Source organism: Catellatospora sp. TT07R-123 (genome assembly GCF_018327705.1).
GTDB lineage: Bacteria > Actinomycetota > Actinomycetes > Mycobacteriales > Micromonosporaceae > Catellatospora.
The window spans coordinates 3,993,455-4,014,226 of sequence record NZ_BNEM01000001.1 but is presented as its reverse complement, the minus strand read 5'-3'; the positions used below and the strand labels follow the sequence as shown (position 1 = coordinate 4,014,226).

Sequence of the window (20,772 nt, the reverse complement as noted above, 5' to 3'; positions counted from 1 at the left end):
ACGCTGCTCAAGCGCCGTAACGGTGTCGGCGCCAAGCGCGCCGTCGGGAAGGCGCGTCGCCACTTCCGCATCCGCCGGAACCTCAACGGCACGGCCGAGCGTCCGCGCCTGGTCGTCACCCGGTCGCTGCGTCACATCTGGGTCCAGATCGTGGACGACACCAAGGGTCACACCGTGGCGTCGGCTTCGAGCATGGACGCGTCCATCCGGGGCGGCGAGGGCGACAAGAGCGCCATCGCCGGCAAGGTTGGTGCGCTCATCGCCGACCGGGCCAAGGCCGCCGGCATCACCAAGGTCGTCTTCGACCGCGGTGGCAACCGCTACGCGGGCCGCATCGCGGCTCTGGCGGATGCCGCTCGCGGTGCCGGACTCGAGTTCTAGGAAAGGTGGCTGGGATAATGCCAGGACCACAGCGCCGGGGCACGGGTTCCGGTAACACTGAGGGCGGCGGCGACGGTCGCGGTCGCGGCGAGCGTCGCGGTCGCGGCGAGGGCCGCGGCAACGCGCCGGTCGAGAAGACCCCGCACCTCGAGCGGGTCGTCACGATCAACCGCGTGGCGAAGGTCGTCAAGGGCGGTCGTCGCTTCAGCTTCACCGCGCTCGTCATCGTCGGCGACGGCGACGGCAACGTCGGCGTCGGCTACGGCAAGGCCAAGGAGGTGCCCGCGGCGATCGCCAAGGGCGTCGAGGAGGCCAAGAAGCACTTCTTCCGGGTTCCCCGGATCGGCAGCACCATCCCGCACCCGGTGCAGGGTGAGGCCGCTGCCGGTGTGGTGCTGCTGAAGCCGGCCAGCGCCGGTACCGGTGTCATCGCCGGTGGCCCGGTGCGTGCCGTGCTGGAGTGCGCGGGCATCCACGACGTGCTGTCGAAGAGCCTCGGCTCCTCGAACCCGATCAACATCGTGCACGCGACCGTGGCCGCGCTCAAGATGCTGGAGTCCCCGGAGGCCATCGCGGCCCGCCGCGGGCTGCCGGTCGAGGACGTCGCGCCGGCCGCGCTGCTGGCCGCGCGTGCGGGAGCGGGTGCGTAACGATGGCACGTTTGAAGGTCACCCAGCTGCGGTCTGAGATCGGGTGCAAGCGCAACCAGCGCGAGTCGCTGCGTTCGCTCGGGCTCAAGCGGATCAACGACGTGGTGGTGAAGGAAGACCGTCCCGAGATTCGTGGCATGATCTTCGCGGTCAACCACCTCGTGAAGGTCGAGGAGGTCGAGTAATGACGATCAAGATCCACCACCTCCGCCCGGCGCCCGGGTCCAAGACCGCCAAGACCCGTCTGGGTCGCGGTGAGGGCTCCAAGGGCAAGACCGCCGGTCGCGGTACCAAGGGTACGAAGGCCCGCTACCAGGTGAAGCCGTCGTTCGAGGGTGGGCAGATGCCCATCCACATGCGGCTGCCGAAGCTGAAGGGCTTCCGCAACAAGTTCAAGGTCGTGTTCCAGGTGGTCAACCTGGACCGGCTCGCCGAGCTGTTCCCCAACGGCGGCCAGGTCGGCCCGCTGGAGATGGCCGAGTCCGGCGCGGTCCGCAAGGGCCAGCCGATCAAGGTCCTGGGCACCGGTGAGCTGGGCGGCGTGAAGCTCCAGGTGAAGGCGCACGCATTCAGCGCCTCCGCCAAGGAGAAGATCGCTGCCGCCGGCGGCTCCGCGACGGAGCTGTAGGACGACAGGCATAGTGTGGCGCTCGACCGCTTCGGCGGTCGGGCGCCACACTCGCCTATGGGCCTCTTCCGGTGGGCATTCCGCCTGCGGGGGCCTACGCTGGCACGGGCAGGTCGCAGCCTGGCACAGATATGTGCGGCGCAGACCTGACCATTGAGGGTTGGGACTGTTAGAGTCCGATCCCAGCTACGCGTAGAATGCGCGTGGCACGGTTGCGGCCGCCCGCAGACGAACGGCCAATACCACCGCCTGAAATACCGTTCCGCCCCTTAATCAGCCCACCGGCTCCCGGTGCCGCGCGCAGGAGGAAGAAGTTGCTCTCCGCTTTTGTCAGTGCGTTCAAGACGCCTGACCTGCGCAAGAAGATCTTGTTCACACTCGGGATCATCGCGATCTACCGACTCGGTGCCACGCTGCCCAGCCCCGGCGTCTCGTACGGGAACGTGCAGAAGTGCATCCAGTTGATGGAGGCCGGTGCCGACAACGGGGTCTTCACGCTGCTCAACCTCTTCTCCGGCGGCGCCCTGCTGTCCCTGTCGGTCTTCGCGCTCGGCATCATGCCGTACATCACCGCGTCGATCATCCTGCAGCTGCTCACCGTGGTCATCCCGCGGCTGGAGGCCCTGCGCAAGGAGGGCCAGGCCGGCCAGGCGAAGATCACGCAGTACACCCGTTACCTGACCCTCGGCCTGGCGGTGCTCCAGTCGTCGGCGTTCGTGGCGCTGGCCAAGTCCGGCCAGCTGTTCCAGGGCGCGTGCGACGACTTCCCGATCGTCCCGAAGACCTCGCTGCCCGAGTGGGCCACCCTGACCGCCCTGGTGGTCACCATGACCGCCGGCACCGGCGTCGTCATGTGGCTGGGTGAGCTCATCACCGACCGTGGCGTCGGCAACGGCATGTCCGTCCTGATCTTCACCTCGATCGCGGCCCGCCTCCCCAGCGAGGGCTGGACCCTGAAGGAGTCCAAGGGCTGGCCCGGCTTCTTCGGCGTGCTCGGCCTGGTCGTCGTGGTCATCGCGCTCGTGGTCTACATCGAGCAGGCGCAGCGCCGCATCCCGGTGCAGTACGCCAAGCGCATGGTCGGCCGGCGCATGTACGGCGGCACCTCGACCTACATCCCGCTGAAGGTCAACCAGGCGGGTGTCATCCCGGTCATCTTCTCGTCGTCGCTGCTCTACCTGCCCACGCTGGTGCTGCAGTTCATGGACAAGAACAACCCCAGCGCCTTCTACACCTGGGTCAGCCGCTACCTGGCCAGCCCGGCGTCGTGGAGCTACATCGCGCTGTACTTCGTCCTGATCATCTTCTTCACCTACTTCTACGTCTCGATCACGTTCAACCCGACCGAGATCGCGGACAACATGAAGAAGTACGGCGGCTTCGTGCCGGGTATCCGCCCGGGCAAGCCCACCGCCGACTACCTCGACTTCATCCTCGGCCGGATCACCCTCCCCGGCGCGCTGTACCTGGGCATCATCGCCGTCCTGCCGAACCTGTTCTTCCGCTGGCTGGACGCGACGAGCTACCAGAACTTCCCGTTCGGCGGCACCGCGGTGCTGATCATGGTCGGTGTGGGTCTGGAGACGGTCAAGCAGATCGAGAGCCAGCTGATGCAGCGAAGCTACGAGGGATTCCTTCGATGATCATCCGGGCGCATCGGGTCGGTGGCGCGTTCGCGCGTCACCGGCTCGCCCTTTTGTGTGAGGTGCGGTAATGAGGCTTGTGCTGGTGGGTCCGCCGGGAGCGGGCAAGGGAACGCAGGCGGAGTTCATCGCCTCGCACCTGTCCGTCCCGAAGATCTCGACGGGCGACATCTTCCGGGCCAACGTCTCCCAGGGCACGCCCCTCGGCCTGGAGGCCAAGCGGTACATGGACGCGGGCGGCCTGGTCCCGGACGAGGTCACCATCAACATGGTCCGCAGCCGCCTGGCCGAGGAGGACGCCGCCGACGGCTTCCTGCTCGACGGCTTCCCCCGGACCGTGCCGCAGGCCGTGGCGCTGGACAAGATCCTCGCTGACACCGGCGCGATGCTGGACCTGGTGCTTGAGCTGATCGTCGACAACGACGAGGTGATCCGGCGCCTGTCGGGCCGGCGGACCTGCCACGGCTGCAAGAAGATCTGGCACGTCGAGTTCGACCCGTCGTCGCACGAGGGCGTCTGCGACCGCTGCGGCGGCGAGCTGTACCAGCGCGACGACGACAAGGCCGAGACCATCGCCGAGCGCCTCAAGGTCTACGCCCGCGACACCTCGCCGCTGATCGACCACTACGGCGCCCAGAACAAGCTCGTCGGGATCGACGCCACCGGGCCGGTGGAGGATGTCACCGAGCGGGCCATCAACGAGCTGCGCTCGTTCAGCGCGTAGCATTGGCGGGGGTGATCCCCGGACGGTGGGCTCCCCGCCCGCCGGAACACAGCTTGAACAACGCCCGCGGGCCGGTGCCCGCGGGCGTTGTCGTGTGCGGGCCGGTGCGCGCCGCTTCCCGGCCTGCCAGGGGCCTGGGGCGGTGCTGGACGCGCGCACGAGCGAACTCCGGGCGGGGCGACCCCGAAGAGCGATGCCCGTAGGGCAAGGCAACCAGGAAGGCGAAGGCCGCAGCACATGGAAATCGAGATCAAGACTCCCGAGCAGCTGCGCCTGATGCGGGCCGCGGGCCTCGTCGTGGCGGCCGCGCTGGCGGCGACCCGGGACGCGGTCAAGCCGGGCGTGACCACGGCCGACCTCGACGCCGTCGCCGAGGACGTGATCCGGTCGCACGGCGCGGTGCCCTCGTTCAAGGGCTACCACGGCTTCCCCGCCACCATCTGCTCATCGGTTAACGAGCAGGTGGTGCACACCATCCCGAACGCCCGGCACGTGCTGGCCGAGGGCGACCTGATCTCGATCGACTGCGGGGCCATCCTGAACGGCTGGCACGGCGACGCCGCGATCACCGTCGGGGTGGGGGAGACCCGTCCGGAGCTGCTGCGGATGGCCGCGGTGGCGGAGGACTCCATGTGGGCGGGCATCGCCGCGGCGGCGCGCGGGGTGCGCGCCGGGACCGGGCGGCTGACCGACGTGTCGTACGCGATCGAGTCGTCGGTCCGCAACGGCGGCGGGCCGTACGCGCGGGCCACCGGGACGCACCGCAAGTACGGCATCGTCAAGGGCTACGGCGGCCACGGCATCGGCACCGCGATGCACCAGGAGCCGCACATCCACAACCACGGCCGCCCCGGCCGCGGCCCGAAGCTGATCCCCGGTATGGCGCTGGCCATCGAGCCGATGATCACGATGGGCTCGGCCCGCACCGTCGAACTGTCCGACGGCTGGACCGTGGTCACCAGCGACGGCTCCGCCGCGGCGCACGTCGAGCACTCGATCGGCCTGTTCGAGGACGGGGTGTGGGTGCTCACCGCCGAGGACGGCGGCCGCGACCGCCTGGGCGACCTGCTCACCGCCCAGGCCGCCTGACCTAGCGCCGACCTCGCGCGACCCCGGCCCCGTCCGCACGCCTGTGCGGTGGGGACTCGTGCAGTTTCGGGGAAAGTGCGCGAATCAACACCAGGATTCGTGCACTTTCCCCGAAACTGCACCCTTCCCCACCTGCGGTGCGCCGTATGAGGGGGACGTGGGGGCGGTGGGGGGATGAGATCCGACACACCCGACCGCGGGTTCGCACACCGCGGTTTGGTATCGATGCCCACCTGGGCGTAGACTGACCAATCGGCGCACCGCGTCCACTCCTTCGTGCTCCCCGCGCTTCGGGGGCCGATCGAACCGCGGCTGGCGCGGCCGGGACTCCCGGTCGTGATGGACCAGGTGGGCCGACCCAATTCACCCTATGTCAGGTAGCGGAGGACATGCCGAAGAAAGACGGGGCCATCGAGATCGAGGGCCGAGTTATCGAGCCGCTCCCGAACGCAATGTTCCGGGTAGAGCTCGCTAACGGTCACAGAGTCTTGGCCCACATCAGCGGCAAGATGCGTCAGCACTACATTCGCATCCTGCCCGAGGACCGAGTCGTCGTCGAACTCTCGCCGTACGACCTCACCCGCGGGCGGATCGTCTACCGCTACAAGTAACCACTGGCTCACAGGGTGAGTCCGTGTCCGTCTTTCCCTGCTCCGGGTCGCCCGGGGTGGGAATAGCAGCAAAGGCGAGCCGTGAAGGTCAAGCCGAGTGTCAAGAAGATCTGCAACAAGTGCCGCGTCATCCGTCGGCACGGCCGCGTCATGATCATTTGTGACGACCCGCGCCACAAGCAGCGCCAGGGCTGATCCCAGTCCCTGACGACTGCTGAGGCAGTTGCAGCACCACCAGCAATAGCTCGTTCCAGCCGCGGGAACGCTCCGACTCGTCGGACAGCTGCGCGGAACAACCCCCGGTCGGAGGCCGGGGCCCCTCCTGGGCAGGAGGGGGTTGGATCGGGCGCAGACCTCCGCGATTTACGAGGAGCAGCCCAGAGATGGCACGTCTCGTCGGCGTCGATCTCCCCCGCGAGAAGCGGGTCGAGATCGCGCTCACCTACATTTTCGGCATCGGCCGCACCCGCTCGGTGGAGCTGTGCTCCGCCACGGGCATCGACCCGAACAAGCGGGCCAAGGACCTCACCGACGAAGAGGTCCTCCAGCTTCGTGAGTACATCGAAGCGAACTTCAAGGTTGAAGGCGACCTGCGCCGCGAGGTCGCCGCTGACATCCGCCGCAAGGTGGAGATCGGTTGCTACGAGGGCATCCGGCACCGTAAGGGCCTGCCTGTCCGTGGGCAGCGCACCCGCACGAACGCTCGTACCCGCAAGGGCCCGAAGCGCACCGTGGCCGGCAAGAAGAAGCCCGGCAAGAAGTAATCCAGGGCGCCTGTAGCAACCGCATCGAGAAGGAGCGCACAAAGATATGCCACCCAAGGCACGCACCGGGGCTGCTGTAAAGAAGGTCCGGCGTAAAGAACGTAAGAACGTCTCCCACGGGCAGGCGCACATCAAGAGCACGTTCAACAACACCATCGTGTCCATCACGGACCCGACCGGTGCTGTGATCTCGTGGGCCTCCGCCGGCCAGGTCGGCTTCAAGGGCTCGCGCAAGTCGACCCCGTTCGCCGCGCAGCTGGCCGCCGAGGCGGCCGCCCGTCGCGCGATGGAGCACGGCATGCGCAAGGTCGACGTGTTCGTCAAGGGTCCGGGCTCCGGCCGTGAGACCGCCATCCGTTCGCTGACCGCTGCCGGTCTCGAGGTCGGGCAGATCTCCGACGTCACGCCGCAGCCGCACAACGGGTGCCGTCCGCCGAAGCGCCGCCGGGTCTAAGGGAGATATAGAAACATGGCTCGTTACACCGGCGCAGACTGCCGCCGTTGCCGTCGCGAGAAGGTCAAGCTGTTCCTCAAGGGCAGCAAGTGCGATGGGCCGAAGTGCCCGTTCGAGTCGCGCCCCTTCCCGCCCGGCCAGCACGGCCGCGGTCGCACCAAGGAGTCCGAGTACCTGCTCCAGCTTCGCGAGAAGCAGAAGGCCCGCCGCATCTACGGCGTGCTGGAGAAGCAGTTCCGGGGCTACTACGAAGAGGCCAACCGCAAGTCCGGCAAGACCGGTGAGGTTCTGCTCCAGATCCTCGAGTCGCGCCTGGACAACGTCGTCTACCGGGCCGGCCTGGCCAAGTCCCGTGACCACGCCCGCCAGGTCGTGAAGCACGGTCACTTCCTGGTCAACGGCAAGAAGGTCGACATCCCGTCGTACCGGGTGACCGAGCACGACATCGTCGAGGTCCGGGACAAGTCCCGTCAGCTCACGCCGTTCGTCGTGGCGCAGGCCGAGGCCGGCTCGCGCGGCGTGCCGGCCTGGCTGGAGGTCATCCCCAGCCAGTTCAAGGTCCTGGTCCACACGCTCCCGGCCCGCCAGGTGATCGACACCCAGGTCCAGGAGCAGCTGATCGTCGAGCTCTACTCCAAGTAAGTAGTGCTCCTGGCCGGTGCGGCGTCATGCCGCACCGGCCGACCCGTCACGTGTGGCGTCAAATAGCGGACGCCCAACGTAAGGAGATCACCAGTGCTCATCTCTCAGCGACCGACTCTCACCGAAGAGACGATCAACGAGACCCGCTCCCGGTTCACCATCGAGCCGCTTGAGCCCGGATTCGGCTACACCCTCGGCAACTCGCTGCGTCGCACGCTGCTCAGCTCGATCCCGGGCGCGGCCGTGACCAGCATCAAGATCGACGGTGTGCTGCACGAGTTCACCACGATCCCCGGTGTCAAGGAGGACGTGGTCGAGCTGGTCATGAACGTCAAGGACCTGTGCGTCTCGTCGGAGCACGACGAGCCGGTCAGCATGTACCTGCGCAAGCAGGGCCCTGGCGACGTGACCGCCGGTGACATCCAGCCCCCGGCCGGTGTCAGCGTGCACAACCCGGACCTCAAGCTCGCCACCCTGAACGGCAAGGGTCGGCTCGACATGGAGCTGACCGTCGAGCGGGGTCGTGGCTACGTCACGGCGGCGCAGAACAAGAACGCCGGTGCCGAGATCGGCCGCATCCCGGTCGACTCGATCTACTCGCCGGTGCTCAAGGTGACCTACCGGGTCGAGGCGACCCGTGTCGAGCAGCGCACCGACTTCGACCGTCTGATCATCGACGTCGAGTCGAAGGCGTCCATCCCCCCGCGGACCGCGCTGGCCTCGGCCGGCTCGACCCTGGTCGAGCTGTTCGGCCTGTGCCGCGAGCTGGACGAGACCGCCGAGGGCATCGACATCGGCCCGTCGCCGCAGGACGCGCAGCTCGCTGCCGACCTGGCACTGCCGATCGAGGAGCTGGACCTGACCGTCCGGTCGTACAACTGCCTCAAGCGCGAGGGCATCAACAGCGTTGGTGAGCTCATCGGGCGTACCGAGGCGGACCTGCTCGACATCCGCAACTTCGGGCAGAAGTCGATCGACGAGGTCAAGATGAAGCTGGCCGGAATGGGTCTGGGGCTGAAGGACTCGGCCCCGAACTTCGACCCGGCGCACGTCGTGGACACCTACGGCGAGGCTGACTACGACACTGACGACTACCGTGAGACCGAGCAGCTGTAAGCCTGCCTCGGCAGCTCGGTAAGACATCAAGGAGCACCAATGCCCACGCCCACCAAGGGTCCCCGCCTCGGGGGCAGCCCCGCGCACGAGCAGCTGATCCTGGCCAACCTGGCCACGTCGCTGTTCAAGCACGGGCGCATCACCACCACCGAGACCAAGGCCAAGCGGCTGCGCCCGCTGGCCGAGCGTCTGATCACCAAGGCCAAGCGGGACGACCTCGCGGCCCGGCGTGACGTCCGCAAGACGATCGGCGAGCGGGACACCTTCGTGGCCCTGTTCGAGACGATCGCGCCGCGGTACGCCAACCGCAACGGCGGTTACACCCGGATCGTGAAGACCGGCCCGCGCAAGGGTGACGCCGCTCCGATGGCGATCATCGAGCTGGTCGAGGAGCTCGTGGTGGCGGCGCCCGCCGCGCCGGCCAAGGCCGCCAAGGCCCAGGCCAAGAAGGCTGCGCAGGAGGACAAGGTCGCCGTCCTGTCCGGCGAGGCCGCCGACGAGCCGGCTGCCGACGCGGACGCCGACAAGTAAGGCGCACGTCCGATCCGAAGCTCCTCTCCCGCCGCGCCACGCGGCCGGGGGAGGAGCTTCGGTCCATTTAGGGGGAGGTCAAGAGGCGATGAGGGTACGGCTGGACGTCGCGTACGACGGCACCGACTTCTCCGGCTGGGCCGCCCAGCCGGGACGGCGCACCGTGGCCGGGGTGCTGCTGGCCGAGCTGGAACGGATCGCCGGTCCCGGCAACCCGACCGGCCTGACCGTCGCCGGGCGCACCGACGCCGGGGTGCACGCCACGGGCCAGGTCTGCCACGTGGAGCTGCCCGACGACCGCTGGGCCGCCCTGGCGCCCACCCTGGTCCGCCGCCTGGCCGGGCTGCTGCCCGCCGATGTGCGCGTGCTGCGGGCCGCCGCGGTGCCCCCGGAGTTCGACGCCCGCTTCTCGGCCCTGTGGCGCCGCTACGAGTACCGGGCCAGCGACGCCGAGGCCGGGCCGAACCCGCTGCGGCGGCTGGACACCCTGTTCTGGCAGCGCCCGCTCGACCTGGACCGGCTCAACGCGGCCGCGGCCGGGCTGTGCGGCGAGCACGACTTCGCGGCGTTCTGCAAGCGCAAGGAGCACGCCACCACCATCCGGCAGATCACCGCGATGTCGTGGCGGCGTGAGCCCGACGGGGTGCTGATCGCCACCGTGCAGGCGGACGCGTTCTGCCAGGCGATGGTGCGCAGCCTGGTGGGCGCGATGCTGACCGTGGGCGACGGGCGGCGCGAGCCGGGCTGGCCCGCCTCGCTGCTGAGCCGCACCGAGCGGTCCAACGACGTCGTCGTGGCGCCCCCGCACGGGCTGAACCTGGTCGCGGTCGGCTACCCGGAGGCGGCCGAGTTCGCGGCACGGGCCGAGCAGACCCGCAACCTTCGCGGCACCCCGGCCGGGGCCCGCGGAAGCGTCTGAGGCCGTCTCAGCCCGCGGACGGGGCCGGGGTGGCGCTCGGGTCGGCCACGCCGCTGGCGGCGATCGGGTCGAACGCCCGGTCCTCCAGCACCTTGCCGCGCAGGTAGAACTCGATCACGTCGTAGAGGATCTGCTTGGCGAACGGGTCGCCGACGGCGATCTCGTCGCCGTCGGAGCGCGCGATCACGCAGTAGACGAGGTAGTGGCCCTTGATGTTCCACCCGGCGTGGGTGGAGGACAGGGCCAGCGGCCGGGTCTTGCTGTCGGGGGCGTATCCGAGGAAGCGGCCCTTGCCCGCGTCGACGATCGGCTTGATCGCCTCGTACGCCTGCTCGGCGCTGGCGACGGTGTCGAGGTTGACGATGCCGCCGGTGACCAGGTACTGCCCGTTGGGGGAGCGCAGCGTGCCGCGCACGACCTGGCTGCAGCCCAGCTTCGCGATCAGCTTGGTGAGGTCGCCGTTGGTGGTGGCCCGGCAGTCCTTGAGCACCTGCGCCTTCACCAGCGTGTACGCCTCGGTCGGCTTGTTCACGTCGATGACGATCTTCGAGGCGGGGAAGACCTCCTGCGTGGTCAGCGGCTTGCCGTCGACCTCGCGCGAGGAGATGTCGACGGGCGTGGCCGTCGGCGGGGGCGAGCTGTTGGCCTGCGCGCCGCTGCTGTTCTTCTCGTCGAGCACCATCAGGAACGAGCCCACCGCGCACACGGCGAGCACCGCGACGACGCCGAGCACGCTCAGCGTCTTCTTCCACCGGTTGGACATGTTCGGGTTGATCGGCAGCCGCTGGAACCGGCCGCCCGCGTCGGCCGGGCGCATTCCGCCGGTGCGCTGCGGGGGCGGCGGCGGGGGCGGCGCCGTGATCGACGGCCGGGTCGGCGGCGGGGTGACCCGCACCGGGTTGGCCGGGCCGACGGGCGCGGCGGTCCGGCTGCCCGGCCCGCCGCCCGTGCGTGCGGGCAGCCCGGGGGACACGGGCGCGGGCAGGGTGCCGGGACGCTGTCCGGGCTGCTCGGTGCCGCGGCGCGGCGGTGCGGCGGGCGCGCCGCGCCCGGCCTGCACCGGCGGGGGCGGCGGGTCGCCGACGCCGCGCGGGCGGGCCAGCGAGCCGTTGCGGGCGCCCGGCGGCTCGCCGGGGACCGGTCCGCCGGGCGCGGGCCGCCGGCCCGTACCGGGCGGTGCGGACTGGCCGCGGCCGGGTTCGGCGGTGCGGGGCGGTTCGGCGCCGCGGCGGCCGCCGTCGTATGCGGTCGGTCCGCCGGACGACGGGGGCAGGCCCCGGTCGAACCCGGCGCCGCGGCCCGGCGAGCCGGTGCGGTCCTGGGTCCCACGGCCGGGCGTACCACGATCCGGGGTGCCGCGATCCGGGGTGCCGCGATCCGGGGTGCCCGCGCGGTCCGGCGCGGCGCCCCCCCGGCCGAAGCCCCGGCCGGAACGGTCGGGGCTGCCGAAACGGTCCTGGGTGCCACCGCGCGATGGCGGCGGCTTGTGCTCGGTGAAGCCGTTGAACCGGTCGGGCGCGCCACCGGAGGTGGGCGCCTCGGGAGCCCGGCGGCGGCCCGAACCCCGATCGCCACGATCTGGTGACTCTGCGTCATGGGTGTCGCCGCGCTGGGTTCCATGCCGACTCGCCCTGGTCTCGCCTGGTGTACGCGGATCCTGGGGGTCGCGGTCGCGCGGGTCGCGCCGGGAGGACGGAGTCCAGTCCCCTGCGCCAGTCCCGTAGCCGTGAGCCATGTCGCACAGCGTAATGGACGACACAGTCGCCCTTAACCCTGCGGCGCGGGAGTCCGTCCGTTCGGGGGAGAATGGGCCGGTGGGCGAGCATTATTTCACCGCGGAGCCGGGCGCGCCGGTCCGTCCGCGAGAGGTCGAATTCAGCATCGGCGGCGACGAATACACCCTGACCTCGGCAGGCGGCGTGTTCTCCGCCGACCGGCTGGACACCGGCACGACCGTACTGCTGAAAAAGGGCGATCTGCCCACCGCCGCGACTACCGGCACCCTGCTCGACCTGGGCTGCGGCTACGGGCCGATCACGATGGTGCTGGCCCGCCGGGCGCCGCAGGCCCAGGTGTGGGCGGTCGACGTCAACTCCCGTGCCCGCGAGTTCACCGAGGCCAACGCGCAGCGGCTGGGCGTGTCGGAGCGGGTGCGGGTGGCCGAGCCCGACGCGGTGCCGGAGACTGTCGAGTTCGCGCAGATCTGGTCCAACCCGCCGATCCGCATCGGCAAGCCCGAGCTGCACGAGCTGCTGCTGCGCTGGCTGCCCCGGCTGGCCCCGGACGGGGTGGCCTGGCTGGTCGTGGGCCGGCACAAGGGTGCCGACTCGCTCCAGGCCTGGCTCAACGAGCAGGGCTGGCACACGGACCGGCACGCCAGCGGGTCCGGTTTCCGGGTGCTGAAAGTGACTCGCCCGCAGGCCCTCTGATCAGGCAGGATTCCCGCGTGGGTTATGTGGATGTCTCGGGCGTGTCGTGGACGCTGCCCGACGGGCGGGTGCTCTTCTCCGAAGTGTCGTTCCGGGTCGGCGAGGGCGCCAAGGTCGCGCTGGTCGGCCCGAACGGCGCGGGCAAGACGACGCTGCTGAAGATGGTCGCGGGCGACCTGCCGACACCGGTCGGCGGCATCGCGCGCGCCGGCGGCCTGGGCGTGATGCGCCAGTTCATCGGCATGTACGGGTCGTCGGCGGCGACCGGCGCGGCGGGCGGCGGCGACGCCACCCTCGCCGAGCTGGCGTTCTCGCTGGTCGAGCCGCGGTTGCAGGCGGCCGGGGCCAAGCTGGTGCGCGCCGAGCACGCGATGCGCGAGGCTGAGGCGCAGGGGCCGCTCAGCAGCATCGCCCAGCAGGCGCAGCTGCGCTACGCCGAGGCGCTGTCGGCGTTCGGCGAGGCGGGCGGCTACGAGGCCGAGGTGCTGTTCGACACCGTCTCCACGCTCATCCTGGACAAGCCCTGGGACGAGACCCGGGAGCGGCCCGTGCGCACCCTCTCCGGCGGCCAGCAGAAGCGCTTCGCGCTGGAGCTGCTGCTGCGCGGCACCGACGAGGTGCTGCTGCTCGACGAGCCCGACAACTTCCTCGACGTGCCCGCCAAGCGCTGGCTGGAGCAGCGGCTGCGCGAGTCGAAGAAGTCGGTCCTCTACGTGTCGCACGACCGCGAGCTGCTCAACCAGACCGCCGACCGGGTGGTCGCGGTCGAGGGCGGCAGCGCGTGGACGCATCCCGGCAACTTCGCCTCCTGGCACGAGGCCCGGGTGGCCCGGCACGACAGCATGGAGGAGCGCCGCCGCCGCTGGGACGAGGAGCACGAGAAGCTGCGCACGCTGATGCTGATGTACAAGCAGAAGGCGGCGTACAACGACGGGCTGGCCTCGCGCTACCAGGCCGCCCAGACCCGGCTGCGCAAGTTCGAGGAGGACGGCCCGCCGCCGCTGCCGCCCAAGGACCAGCAGATCCAGATGCGGCTGCGCGGCGCCCGCACCGGCAAGCGCGCCGTCATGTGCGAGCAGCTCGAACTCGACAACCTCACCTTCCCGTTCGACCTGGAACTCTGGTACGGCGACCGCCTGGCCGTGCTCGGCGCCAACGGCACCGGCAAGTCGCACTTCCTGCGCCTGCTGGCGCAGAGCACCGACGACCCGTCCGGGCGCTCGGCCGACGGCGCCGAGCACGCCAAGGTCGGCCACCAGGGCAGGTGCCGGCTGGGGGCGCGGGTCGTGCCGGGGCACTTCTCGCAGACCCACGACCGGCCCGACCTGGCCGGGCGGGAGCTGCTCGACATCCTGTGGCGCGGCGACGCGCACCGGCCGTCGCTGGGACGCGAGGCCGCGTACAAGGTGCTCGACCGGTACGAGCTGGCCAAGCAGGGCGAGCAGCGGTTCGGCACGCTGTCCGGCGGGCAGCAGGCCCGGTTCCTGGTGCTGCTGCTGGAGCTGTCCGGCGTGACGCTGCTGCTGCTCGACGAGCCCACCGACAACCTCGACCTGGCCAGCGCCGAAGCGCTGGAGCAGGGCCTGGAGAGCTTCGAGGGCACGGTCGTCGCGGTCACGCACGACCGCTGGTTCACCCGCTCCTTCGACCGCTTCCTCGTCTTCCAGAACGACGGCGAGGTCGTGGAAACCCCCGAACCCGTCTGGGACGTCCGCTGAGTCCATGCAGTTTCGGGGAAAGCGCTGGAATCTTGAGCGTCGTAGCCGCACTTTCCCCGAAACTGCACGATCCCGCCCGCCCCGTCTGGCGGTAGCGTGTGCGCCATGGGGTTGGGGCGGCTGCATCTGGTGACCGACAGCAGGCCGGGACGTGATCCGGTCGCGATCGTGCGGGCGGCGCTCAGCGTCGCCACCCCGGACCTGGTGATCCAGTTCCGGCCGGCCGACGACTGGACCGACCGCTACTGCTACGACCTGGCGGGCCAGATCGTCGCCCTGTGCCGCCCGCACGGGATTCCGGTGCTGGTCAACGACCGGCTGCACGTCGGCTTGGCGGCGGGCGCGCGCGGCGGCCACGTCGGCGCCGACGACCTGCCCGTGGCGGCCGCGCGGCGGCTGCTCGGCCCGGACGCGATCCTCGGCGCCACCGCCCGGGTGCCCGCGACGGCGCTGCGCGCGGTCGGCGACGGGGCCGACTACCTCGGCGTCGGCCCCTGCTTCGCCACGGTGACCAAGGACGACCTGCCGGTGGCGATCGGGCCGGAGGGGCTGCGGGCCGTGGTGCGGCAGTGCGCCGGCACCCCCATCATCGCGATCGGCGGCGTGACCGCCGCCCGCGTGCCGGCCCTGCTCGCGGCCGGGGCCCACGGCGTCGCGGTGATCGGCGCGGTCTCCGAGGCCCCCGACCCGGCGCAGGCAGTCGCCGACCTGCTCGCCGCCGTCGCGGCCTGACGCTAATTGTCAGCGGGAGCGGTCAGGCCCTGCCCGGGGTGTGACCGTCCGACACGGTGGTTCCTGTCGGGCTACCACCATGAGGGCTATCTGCGCTGGTGTGCCGAGGTTCACTGCGCGGCCTGCGGCAGCCGGTTCGCCGTCGAGCTCGGTCGTTGTCTGAACGAGGCCGCCCGGGCCTCGATCGCGGCGCAGGAGGGCTGGTTCGGGCTGGTGCTGGCTCCGGCCGACAGCGTCGACGTCCGCGTGCGCAGCGTGGTGCGGCAGGAGCTCGGGTTGACGTTCGCGCAGGTGCTCGCCCTGTTCCGGGAGTGTCCACAGCGGCCGGTGCGCGGATTGTGGCAGGAGATGGAGCGTCTGTCGTACCTGATCCGTCGCGCGGTGCCGACAGCCGAGCCGCAGGTTATGCCGTTGCCGTGACAACGGCATCGGATGATCGGCGAGTTTGGATGCCATACGAACACGTGGTTGCCAGTCGGTGCGGGCAGGGTTACGCTGCGCTCGGCTGGCCTGAAAACTGACGGGTAGCCTACGTAACACACACGCAACACACTGCATGAAACCCCACGGGAGCCCAGTGAACTGGGCTGAGAGGGGAGCTGATTCGCTCCCGACCGTCGAACCTGATCCGGATAATGCCGGCGCAGGGAGGAGAAGCGGATGATTCCGCGCAGGGTATCCGTCGTCGGCGGCGGCATCATCGGACTCTCCATCGCCTGGGAGTGCGCGCGCCGCGGCCACGAGGTCACCGTCTACGACCCCGATCCCGGCAGCGGTGCGTCCCATGTGGCCGCCGGGATGCTGGCGCCGGTCGGGGAGTCCTACTTCGGCGAGCAGGAGCTGACCGAGCTGCTGCTCGAATCCGCCCGGCGCTGGCCCGCGTACGCGCGGGAGCTGGCCGCGGCGTCGGGACACGAGCTGGGACACCGCACCGAGGGGACCCTCCAGGTCGGGCTGACCGCCGACGACCTGGCGCAGCTGCGGCGGCTGTGGACCCACCAGCGGGAGCTGGGCACCCCGGTCGTGACGCTGGACAGCGACCAGCTGCGCGAACGCGAGCCGCTGCTGCACCCGCGGGCACGCGGGGTCCTCGTCGAGTCCGACCACCAGATCGACCCCCGCAAGGTCGTCGCCGCGCTGCGCTCGCTGGTCCCGGTCCGCCGGGCGGCGGTCGCGTCGCTGGCCGACCTGGACACCGCCGCCGACACCGTGGTGCTGGCCGCGGGCTGCGCCAGCGCCGAGCTGGCCGGGCTGCCGGTCCGGCCGGTGCAGGGCACGATCGTGCGCCTGCGCGGGCCGGTGGTGCTGCGCCACGTCATCCGGGGGTACGCCGACGGCCGCGCCGTCTACCTCGTTCCCCGCGCCGACGGCGAGGTCCTGGTCGGGGCGACGGTCGAGGAGCGCGCCGACGGGCACGCCACCGCCGGCGGCATCAGGGATCTGCTGCGCGCCGCCACCGACCTGGTGCCGGAGCTCGGCGAGCACGCGCTGGTCGAGGTGTCGACGGGCCACCGCCCCGGCACCGAGGACAACGGCCCGATCGTCGGCGAGCTGGAGCCGGCCGGGGCGTCGCCCCGGTTGCTCGTCGCGACCGGGCACTACCGCCACGGGGTGCTGGCCGCCCCGTACACCGCGCACGCCGTCGCCGACCTGGTGGACGGGCGGGCGCTGCCCCTGCTGTGGGCGCCTTTCACGCCGCAACGCCTTTCCGCCGGAGGTGCCAGATGATCACAGTCGTCGTGAACGACGTTCCCCGCCGGACCGACAACACCGAGACCGTCGCCGAGCTGCTGAACAACCTGCCGGTGCCGCCGCGCGGGGTGGCGGTGGCCGTCAACGGCGAGGTGGTGCGCCGCGCCGACTGGCCGCAGACCCGCCTGGTCGACGGCGACCGGGTCGAGGTGCTCACCGCCGTGCAGGGCGGCTGAGGTGGACGACAGGTTCTCCCTCGGCGGGGTCGAGTTCAGCTCGCGCCTGATCCTGGGCACCGGCGGCGCGTCCAGCCTGCACAGCCTGGAGCAGGCGCTGGTGGCGGGCGGCACCGAGCTGGTGACCGTGGCGCTGCGCCGCATCGACCCGACCACCCCGGCCGGGCTGATGGACGTGCTGGAGCGCTGCGCGGTCCGGGTGCTGCCGAACACCGCCGGCTGCTTCACCGCCGCCGACGCCGTACGCACCGCGCACCTGGCCCGGGAGGCGTTCGAGACCGACTGGATCAAGCTTGAGGTGATCGGGGACGACCGGACCCTGCTGCCGGACGCGGTCGAGCTGCTGCGGGCGGCCGAGCGGCTGGTCGGCGACGGGTTCACGGTGCTGCCGTACACCACCGACGACCCGGTGCTGGCGCGGCGGCTGGCCGATCTGGGCTGCGCCGCCGTGATGCCTGCGGGCGCCCCGATCGGGTCGGGCCTGGGCATCAGCAACCCGCACCACATCGAGCTGATCCGCGAGGCGGTGACCTGCCCGGTCATCCTCGACGCCGGGATCGGCACCGCCAGCGACGCCGCCCGCGCCATGGAACTGGGCTGCGACGCGGTGCTGCTGGCCAGCGCGGTCACCCGGGCCGCCGACCCGGCCGCGATGGCCGCGGCGATGCGCCACGCGGTGCTCGCCGGACGGCTGGCCGCCCGCGCCGGGCGCATCCCGGTGCGCCGGTACGCCCTGGCGTCCACCTCGACCGACGGCCTGCCGTCATGGTGAGCCCGGTGCGCGGGGTGGTCGTGGTGACCGACCGGGCCGTGGCCGCCCGGCCACTGACCGAGGTGGTCGCCGCCGCGGTCGCGGGCGGGGCGCGGCACGTGCTGCTGCGGGAGAAGGATCTGCCGCGGCCGGCGCGGCTGGAGCTGGCGTACGCGCTGCGCGCCCTGCTCGAACCCGTCGGCGGCCTGCTCATCGCGGGCGGGCAGGACGTGCTCGAAGGCGAGGCGCTGCACCTGAGCGCCGGTGCGGTCGCGCCGCTGGGCCGCCCGCACGTGCTCGGCCGCTCCTGCCACGGCGAGGCCGAGCTGGCCCGGCTGACCAACGAGGACTACGCGACCGTGTCCCCGGTCTGGCCCACCGCCACCAAACCCGGCTACGGCCCGGCGCTCGGCCCGGCCGAACTGCGGCGGCTGTGCGGCCTCGCGGGTCGCCCGGTGCTCGCGCTCGGCGGGGTGACCGCCCCGGAGCAGGTCGCGGCGTGCCGGGAGGCGGGCGCGGCCGGGGTCGCGGTGCTCGGCGCGGTCATGCGCGCCGACGATCCGGCCGAGGCGACCGCGCGGCTGTGCGCGGCGTGGGACGGCGTGTGCGACGGCTCCGGCCGCCGCCGGGCGACAGTGATCGCATGACCCCTCATGAGACCCCGCACGTCGTGCTGACCATCGCCGGGTCGGACAGCAGCGGTGGCGCGGGCATCCAGGCGGACCTGAAGACGTTCGCGGCCCTGGACTGCTACGGCGCCAGTGTCATCACCGCGGTGACCTCGCAGAACACGAAGACCGTCAGCGACGTGCACGCGATGCCGCCCTCGGTGGTGGCCGCGCAGCTCGGCGCGGTGCTGGAGGACCTGCCGATCTCGGCCGTGAAGATCGGCATGGTGGCCACCGGCGAGATCGCCGCGAACATCCGCGCCCGCGCCCGCAACGGCGAACTGCCGCGCATGGTGCTCGACCCGGTGCTGACCGCGTCGACCGGGCGGCGGCTGGGCATCGTCAGCGCCATCGAGCGGCTGCTGCCGTACGCGACGGTGGTCACGCCCAACATCGACGAGGCGTCAGCGCTGCTCGGCTGGCAGGTCGCCACCCCCGCCGACATGGCCGGGGCGGCGGCGCAGCTGGCCTCGCAGGGGCCGCCGTGCGTGGTGGTCACCGGCGGCGACCTGGGCGGCGCGGAATCGGTCGACGCGGTGTGGACGGCCAACGGCACGCGGTTCATGCGCGCGCCGCGCATCCCGACCGGCAACACCCACGGCACCGGCTGCACGTTCTCGGCCGCGATCGCGGCGCGCCTGGCGCAGGGATACCCGGTCGAGGACTCGATCGCCTACGCCAACCGGTACGTGCGCGCGGCGCTGCTCGGCGCGCAGGACTGGCGGATCGGCAGCGGGGCGGGCCCGCTGAACCACTTCCCTCGGCTCAAGGAGGCAACATGAGACGCAAGGTCTACGTCGAGGGCTCGCGCCCCGACATCCAGGTGCCGTTCGCGGAGGTCGAGCTGACCGACGGCAGCACCCCCGTGCGGCTGTACGACACGTCGGGGCCGGGCGTCTTCGCCGACCTGCCGCGTACGAACTGGGTCGAGGACCGCCGCCTGCACGGCGCGCCCGTCACCCAGCTCGGCTGCGCGCGGGCCGGGATCGTCACGCCGGAGATGGAGTTCGTGGCCGTCCGCGAGGGCGTGACCCCGGAGTTCGTCCGCGACGAGATCGCCGCGGGCCGGGCCGTGCTGCCCGCCAACGTCAACCACCCCGAGATCGAGCCGATGATCATCGGCAAGGGGTTCCTGGTGAAGGTCAACGCCAACATCGGCACCTCGGCGGTCACCTCCGACGTCGCCGAGGAGGTCGACAAGCTCACCTGGGCCACCAAGTGGGGCGCCGACACGGTGATGGACCTGTCCACCGGCCCGCGCATCCACGAGACCCGCGAGGCGATCGTGCGCAACTCGGCCGTGCCGATCGGCACCGTGCCGATCTACCAGGCGCTGGAGAAGGTCAAGGGCGACCCGCTGAAGCTGACCTGGGAGGTCTACCGCGAGACCATCATCGAGCAGGCCGAGCAGGGCGTCGACTACATGACCGTGCACGCAGGCGTGCTGCTGCGCTACGTCCCGCTCGCGGCCGACCGGGTCACCGGCATCGTCTCGCGCGGCGGCTCGATCATGGCCGCGTGGTGCCTGGCCGGGCACCGGGAGAACTTCCTCTACACCCACTTCGAGGAGCTCTGCGAGATCTTCGCGAAGTACGACATCACGTTCTCGCTGGGGGACGGGCTGCGCCCGGGGTCCATCGCGGACGCCAACGACGAGGCGCAGCTCGGCGAGCTGCGTACGCTCGGGGAGCTGACCGAGATCGCGTGGCGCCACGACGTCCAGGTCATGGTCGAGGGCCCCGGCCACGTGCCGATGCACAAGATCAAGGAGAACGTGGACCTCCAGCAGGAGTGGTGCCACGAAGCGCCGTTCTACACGCTCGGCCCGCTGACCACCGACATCGCCCCCGCGTACGACCACATCACCAGTGCCATCGGCGCCGCGATGATCGCCATGTGGGGCACCGCGATGCTCTGCTACGTCACGCCGAAGGAGCACCTGGGGCTGCCGAACCGCGACGACGTGAAGGCGGGCGTGATCGCGTACAAGATCGCGGCGCACGCCGCCGACCTGGCCAAGGGGCACCCCGGCGCCCAGGCCTGGGACGACGCGCTGAGCAAGGCGCGGTTCGAGTTCCGCTGGGAGGACCAGTTCAACCTGGCGCTGGACCCCGACACCGCGCGGGCGTACCACGACGAGACGCTGCCCGCGCCCGCCGCGAAGACCGCCCACTTCTGCTCGATGTGCGGGCCGAAGTTCTGCTCCATGCGCATCAGCCAGGAGCTCAAGGAGTACGCCGCCAAGGGCATGGCCGACAAGTCGGCCGAGTTCGTCGAATCCGGCGGCAAGGTCTACCTCCCGCTGGCCTGACGTGTACCCCACCGCGCCCGCCCCGCCGCCACGCGGGGCGGGCGCGGTGCGTTCGTGCAGTTTCGGGGAAAGCGCTGGAATGG

General features: G+C 71.1%; 26 protein-coding genes and 1 riboswitch. Of the genes, 25 read left to right on the top strand and 1 reads right to left on the bottom strand.

From position 1 onward, the window contains the following. The first annotated feature begins 3 nt into the window (after positions 1-3). The 15 genes from rplR to truA all read left to right on the top strand — a co-directional run bounded on the left by rplR (position 4) and on the right by truA (position 10,152). A complete protein-coding gene (gene rplR / locus Cs7R123_RS17215; protein ID WP_254548909.1) occupies positions 4-381 on the top strand; it encodes a 50S ribosomal protein L18 in 378 nt (125 codons plus the stop codon). A gap of 17 nt (positions 382-398) precedes the next feature. Further along, the gene (gene rpsE, locus Cs7R123_RS17210) at positions 399-1,031 is read left to right on the top strand and encodes a 30S ribosomal protein S5 (RefSeq protein WP_212827713.1); all 633 of its coding nucleotides are present in this window, start codon (positions 399-401) and stop codon (positions 1,029-1,031) included. A gap of 2 nt (positions 1,032-1,033) precedes the next feature. After that, positions 1,034-1,216, top strand: a complete 183-nt coding sequence (gene rpmD, locus Cs7R123_RS17205) for a 50S ribosomal protein L30 (RefSeq protein WP_212827711.1) — start codon at positions 1,034-1,036, stop codon at positions 1,214-1,216. Further along, positions 1,216-1,659, top strand: a complete 444-nt coding sequence (gene rplO, locus Cs7R123_RS17200) for a 50S ribosomal protein L15 (RefSeq protein WP_212827710.1) — start codon at positions 1,216-1,218, stop codon at positions 1,657-1,659. The genes rpmD and rplO overlap by 1 nt, the downstream gene beginning before the upstream one ends. A gap of 314 nt (positions 1,660-1,973) precedes the next feature. Then, complete coding sequence (secY, locus tag Cs7R123_RS17195) at positions 1,974-3,302, top strand: preprotein translocase subunit SecY (RefSeq protein ID WP_212827708.1); 1,329 nt, start codon at positions 1,974-1,976, stop codon at positions 3,300-3,302. 70 nt (positions 3,303-3,372) lie between these two features. Then, positions 3,373-4,026 carry an adenylate kinase gene (locus Cs7R123_RS17190; RefSeq protein ID WP_212827707.1) on the top strand — a complete coding sequence of 218 codons (654 nt, stop codon included), beginning with the start codon at positions 3,373-3,375 and terminating at the stop codon, positions 4,024-4,026. A 237-nt stretch (positions 4,027-4,263) separates the two neighbouring features. After that, entirely contained in the window at positions 4,264-5,115 is an 852-nt protein-coding gene (gene map / locus Cs7R123_RS17185) for a type I methionyl aminopeptidase (protein ID WP_212827705.1), read from the top strand. Between the two features lie 389 nt (positions 5,116-5,504). Then, complete coding sequence (gene infA, locus Cs7R123_RS17180) at positions 5,505-5,726, top strand: translation initiation factor IF-1 (RefSeq protein WP_018347787.1); 222 nt, start codon at positions 5,505-5,507, stop codon at positions 5,724-5,726. Positions 5,727-5,807: 81 nt separating this feature from the next. Then, positions 5,808-5,921, top strand: coding sequence for a 50S ribosomal protein L36 (gene rpmJ / locus Cs7R123_RS17175; RefSeq protein WP_020520458.1), 114 nt, complete (start codon positions 5,808-5,810; stop codon positions 5,919-5,921). Positions 5,922-6,109: 188 nt separating this feature from the next. Next, complete coding sequence (gene rpsM, locus Cs7R123_RS17170; RefSeq protein ID WP_212827704.1) at positions 6,110-6,490, top strand: 30S ribosomal protein S13; 381 nt, start codon at positions 6,110-6,112, stop codon at positions 6,488-6,490. A gap of 46 nt (positions 6,491-6,536) precedes the next feature. Next, positions 6,537-6,944 carry a 30S ribosomal protein S11 gene (gene rpsK, locus Cs7R123_RS17165; RefSeq protein ID WP_212827702.1) on the top strand — a complete coding sequence of 136 codons (408 nt, stop codon included), beginning with the start codon at positions 6,537-6,539 and terminating at the stop codon, positions 6,942-6,944. 15 nt (positions 6,945-6,959) lie between these two features. Next, positions 6,960-7,586 carry a 30S ribosomal protein S4 gene (gene rpsD, locus Cs7R123_RS17160; RefSeq protein ID WP_212827700.1) on the top strand — a complete coding sequence of 209 codons (627 nt, stop codon included), beginning with the start codon at positions 6,960-6,962 and terminating at the stop codon, positions 7,584-7,586. A gap of 93 nt (positions 7,587-7,679) precedes the next feature. Then, complete coding sequence (locus Cs7R123_RS17155; protein ID WP_212827699.1) at positions 7,680-8,702, top strand: DNA-directed RNA polymerase subunit alpha; 1,023 nt, start codon at positions 7,680-7,682, stop codon at positions 8,700-8,702. A 39-nt stretch (positions 8,703-8,741) separates the two neighbouring features. Continuing rightward, complete coding sequence (gene rplQ, locus Cs7R123_RS17150) at positions 8,742-9,233, top strand: 50S ribosomal protein L17 (protein ID WP_212827698.1); 492 nt, start codon at positions 8,742-8,744, stop codon at positions 9,231-9,233. Between the two features lie 88 nt (positions 9,234-9,321). Continuing rightward, the gene (truA, locus tag Cs7R123_RS17145) at positions 9,322-10,152 is read left to right on the top strand and encodes a tRNA pseudouridine(38-40) synthase TruA (protein WP_212827697.1); all 831 of its coding nucleotides are present in this window, start codon (positions 9,322-9,324) and stop codon (positions 10,150-10,152) included. Between the two features lie 7 nt (positions 10,153-10,159). On the opposite strand, the gene Cs7R123_RS17140 is transcribed toward truA, so the two are convergent. Beyond that, complete coding sequence (locus Cs7R123_RS17140; RefSeq protein WP_212827696.1) at positions 10,160-11,887, bottom strand: hypothetical protein; 1,728 nt, start codon at positions 11,885-11,887, stop codon at positions 10,160-10,162. 13 nt (positions 11,888-11,900) lie between these two features. Here Cs7R123_RS17140 and Cs7R123_RS17135 point away from each other — a divergent pair, with 13 nt between their 5' ends. The 10 genes from Cs7R123_RS17135 to thiC all read left to right on the top strand — a co-directional run bounded on the left by Cs7R123_RS17135 (position 11,901) and on the right by thiC (position 20,689). After that, positions 11,901-12,581: a methyltransferase gene (locus Cs7R123_RS17135; protein WP_212829225.1), complete on the top strand. Its 681-nt coding sequence runs from the start codon at positions 11,901-11,903 to the stop codon at positions 12,579-12,581. A 17-nt stretch (positions 12,582-12,598) separates the two neighbouring features. Further along, positions 12,599-14,299: an ATP-binding cassette domain-containing protein gene (locus Cs7R123_RS17130; protein WP_212827695.1), complete on the top strand. Its 1,701-nt coding sequence runs from the start codon at positions 12,599-12,601 to the stop codon at positions 14,297-14,299. Positions 14,300-14,404: 105 nt separating this feature from the next. Then, positions 14,405-15,031 (top strand): thiamine phosphate synthase, encoded by a 627-nt coding sequence (gene thiE / locus Cs7R123_RS17125; RefSeq protein WP_212827694.1) that lies wholly within the window; start codon positions 14,405-14,407, stop codon positions 15,029-15,031. 6 nt (positions 15,032-15,037) lie between these two features. Further along, positions 15,038-15,451: a hypothetical protein gene (locus Cs7R123_RS17120; RefSeq protein WP_212827693.1), complete on the top strand. Its 414-nt coding sequence runs from the start codon at positions 15,038-15,040 to the stop codon at positions 15,449-15,451. A 136-nt stretch (positions 15,452-15,587) separates the two neighbouring features. Beyond that, positions 15,588-15,698, top strand: a riboswitch (TPP riboswitch). After that, positions 15,692-16,759: a glycine oxidase ThiO gene (thiO, locus tag Cs7R123_RS17115; RefSeq protein WP_212827691.1), complete on the top strand. Its 1,068-nt coding sequence runs from the start codon at positions 15,692-15,694 to the stop codon at positions 16,757-16,759. It overlaps the preceding riboswitch by 7 nt. Next, entirely contained in the window at positions 16,756-16,959 is a 204-nt protein-coding gene (thiS, locus tag Cs7R123_RS17110; protein ID WP_212827689.1) for a sulfur carrier protein ThiS, read from the top strand. Before thiO ends, thiS begins: the two co-directional genes overlap by 4 nt. A 1-nt stretch (position 16,960) precedes the next feature. Further along, the gene (locus tag Cs7R123_RS17105; RefSeq protein ID WP_212827687.1) at positions 16,961-17,731 is read left to right on the top strand and encodes a thiazole synthase; all 771 of its coding nucleotides are present in this window, start codon (positions 16,961-16,963) and stop codon (positions 17,729-17,731) included. Then, positions 17,725-18,357 carry a thiamine phosphate synthase gene (locus tag Cs7R123_RS17100; protein ID WP_212827685.1) on the top strand — a complete coding sequence of 211 codons (633 nt, stop codon included), beginning with the start codon at positions 17,725-17,727 and terminating at the stop codon, positions 18,355-18,357. The genes Cs7R123_RS17105 and Cs7R123_RS17100 overlap by 7 nt, the downstream gene beginning before the upstream one ends. Beyond that, positions 18,354-19,160, top strand: coding sequence for a bifunctional hydroxymethylpyrimidine kinase/phosphomethylpyrimidine kinase (thiD, locus tag Cs7R123_RS17095; RefSeq protein ID WP_212827683.1), 807 nt, complete (start codon positions 18,354-18,356; stop codon positions 19,158-19,160). The genes Cs7R123_RS17100 and thiD overlap by 4 nt, the downstream gene beginning before the upstream one ends. Continuing rightward, positions 19,157-20,689, top strand: a complete 1,533-nt coding sequence (thiC, locus tag Cs7R123_RS17090; protein ID WP_212827681.1) for a phosphomethylpyrimidine synthase ThiC — start codon at positions 19,157-19,159, stop codon at positions 20,687-20,689. The genes thiD and thiC overlap by 4 nt, the downstream gene beginning before the upstream one ends. Positions 20,690-20,772: the final 83 nt, after the last annotated feature.

Excerpts from the sequence above, each read along its gene's own strand:
- rpsE (WP_212827713.1), top strand. The coding sequence starts at position 399 with ATGCCAGGACCACAGCGCCGGGGCACGGGTTCCGGTAACACTGAGGGC.
- rpmD (WP_212827711.1), top strand. The coding sequence starts at position 1,034 with ATGGCACGTTTGAAGGTCACCCAGCTGCGGTCTGAGATCGGGTGCAAG.
- rplO (WP_212827710.1), top strand. The coding sequence starts at position 1,216 with ATGACGATCAAGATCCACCACCTCCGCCCGGCGCCCGGGTCCAAGACC.
- Cs7R123_RS17190 (WP_212827707.1), top strand. The coding sequence starts at position 3,373 with ATGAGGCTTGTGCTGGTGGGTCCGCCGGGAGCGGGCAAGGGAACGCAG.
- map (WP_212827705.1), top strand. The coding sequence starts at position 4,264 with ATGGAAATCGAGATCAAGACTCCCGAGCAGCTGCGCCTGATGCGGGCC.
- infA (WP_018347787.1), top strand. The coding sequence starts at position 5,505 with ATGCCGAAGAAAGACGGGGCCATCGAGATCGAGGGCCGAGTTATCGAG.
- rpsM (WP_212827704.1), top strand. The coding sequence starts at position 6,110 with ATGGCACGTCTCGTCGGCGTCGATCTCCCCCGCGAGAAGCGGGTCGAG.
- rpsK (WP_212827702.1), top strand. The coding sequence starts at position 6,537 with ATGCCACCCAAGGCACGCACCGGGGCTGCTGTAAAGAAGGTCCGGCGT.
- rpsD (WP_212827700.1), top strand. The coding sequence starts at position 6,960 with ATGGCTCGTTACACCGGCGCAGACTGCCGCCGTTGCCGTCGCGAGAAG.
- rplQ (WP_212827698.1), top strand. The coding sequence starts at position 8,742 with ATGCCCACGCCCACCAAGGGTCCCCGCCTCGGGGGCAGCCCCGCGCAC.
- truA (WP_212827697.1), top strand. The coding sequence starts at position 9,322 with ATGAGGGTACGGCTGGACGTCGCGTACGACGGCACCGACTTCTCCGGC.
- Cs7R123_RS17140 (WP_212827696.1), bottom strand. The coding sequence starts at position 11,887 with ATGGCTCACGGCTACGGGACTGGCGCAGGGGACTGGACTCCGTCCTCC.
- Cs7R123_RS17135 (WP_212829225.1), top strand. The coding sequence starts at position 11,901 with ATGGACGACACAGTCGCCCTTAACCCTGCGGCGCGGGAGTCCGTCCGT.
- thiE (WP_212827694.1), top strand. The coding sequence starts at position 14,405 with ATGGGGTTGGGGCGGCTGCATCTGGTGACCGACAGCAGGCCGGGACGT.
- thiO (WP_212827691.1), top strand. The coding sequence starts at position 15,692 with ATGATTCCGCGCAGGGTATCCGTCGTCGGCGGCGGCATCATCGGACTC.
- thiS (WP_212827689.1), top strand. The coding sequence starts at position 16,756 with ATGATCACAGTCGTCGTGAACGACGTTCCCCGCCGGACCGACAACACC.
- Cs7R123_RS17100 (WP_212827685.1), top strand. The coding sequence starts at position 17,725 with ATGGTGAGCCCGGTGCGCGGGGTGGTCGTGGTGACCGACCGGGCCGTG.
- thiD (WP_212827683.1), top strand. The coding sequence starts at position 18,354 with ATGACCCCTCATGAGACCCCGCACGTCGTGCTGACCATCGCCGGGTCG.
- thiC (WP_212827681.1), top strand. The coding sequence starts at position 19,157 with ATGAGACGCAAGGTCTACGTCGAGGGCTCGCGCCCCGACATCCAGGTG.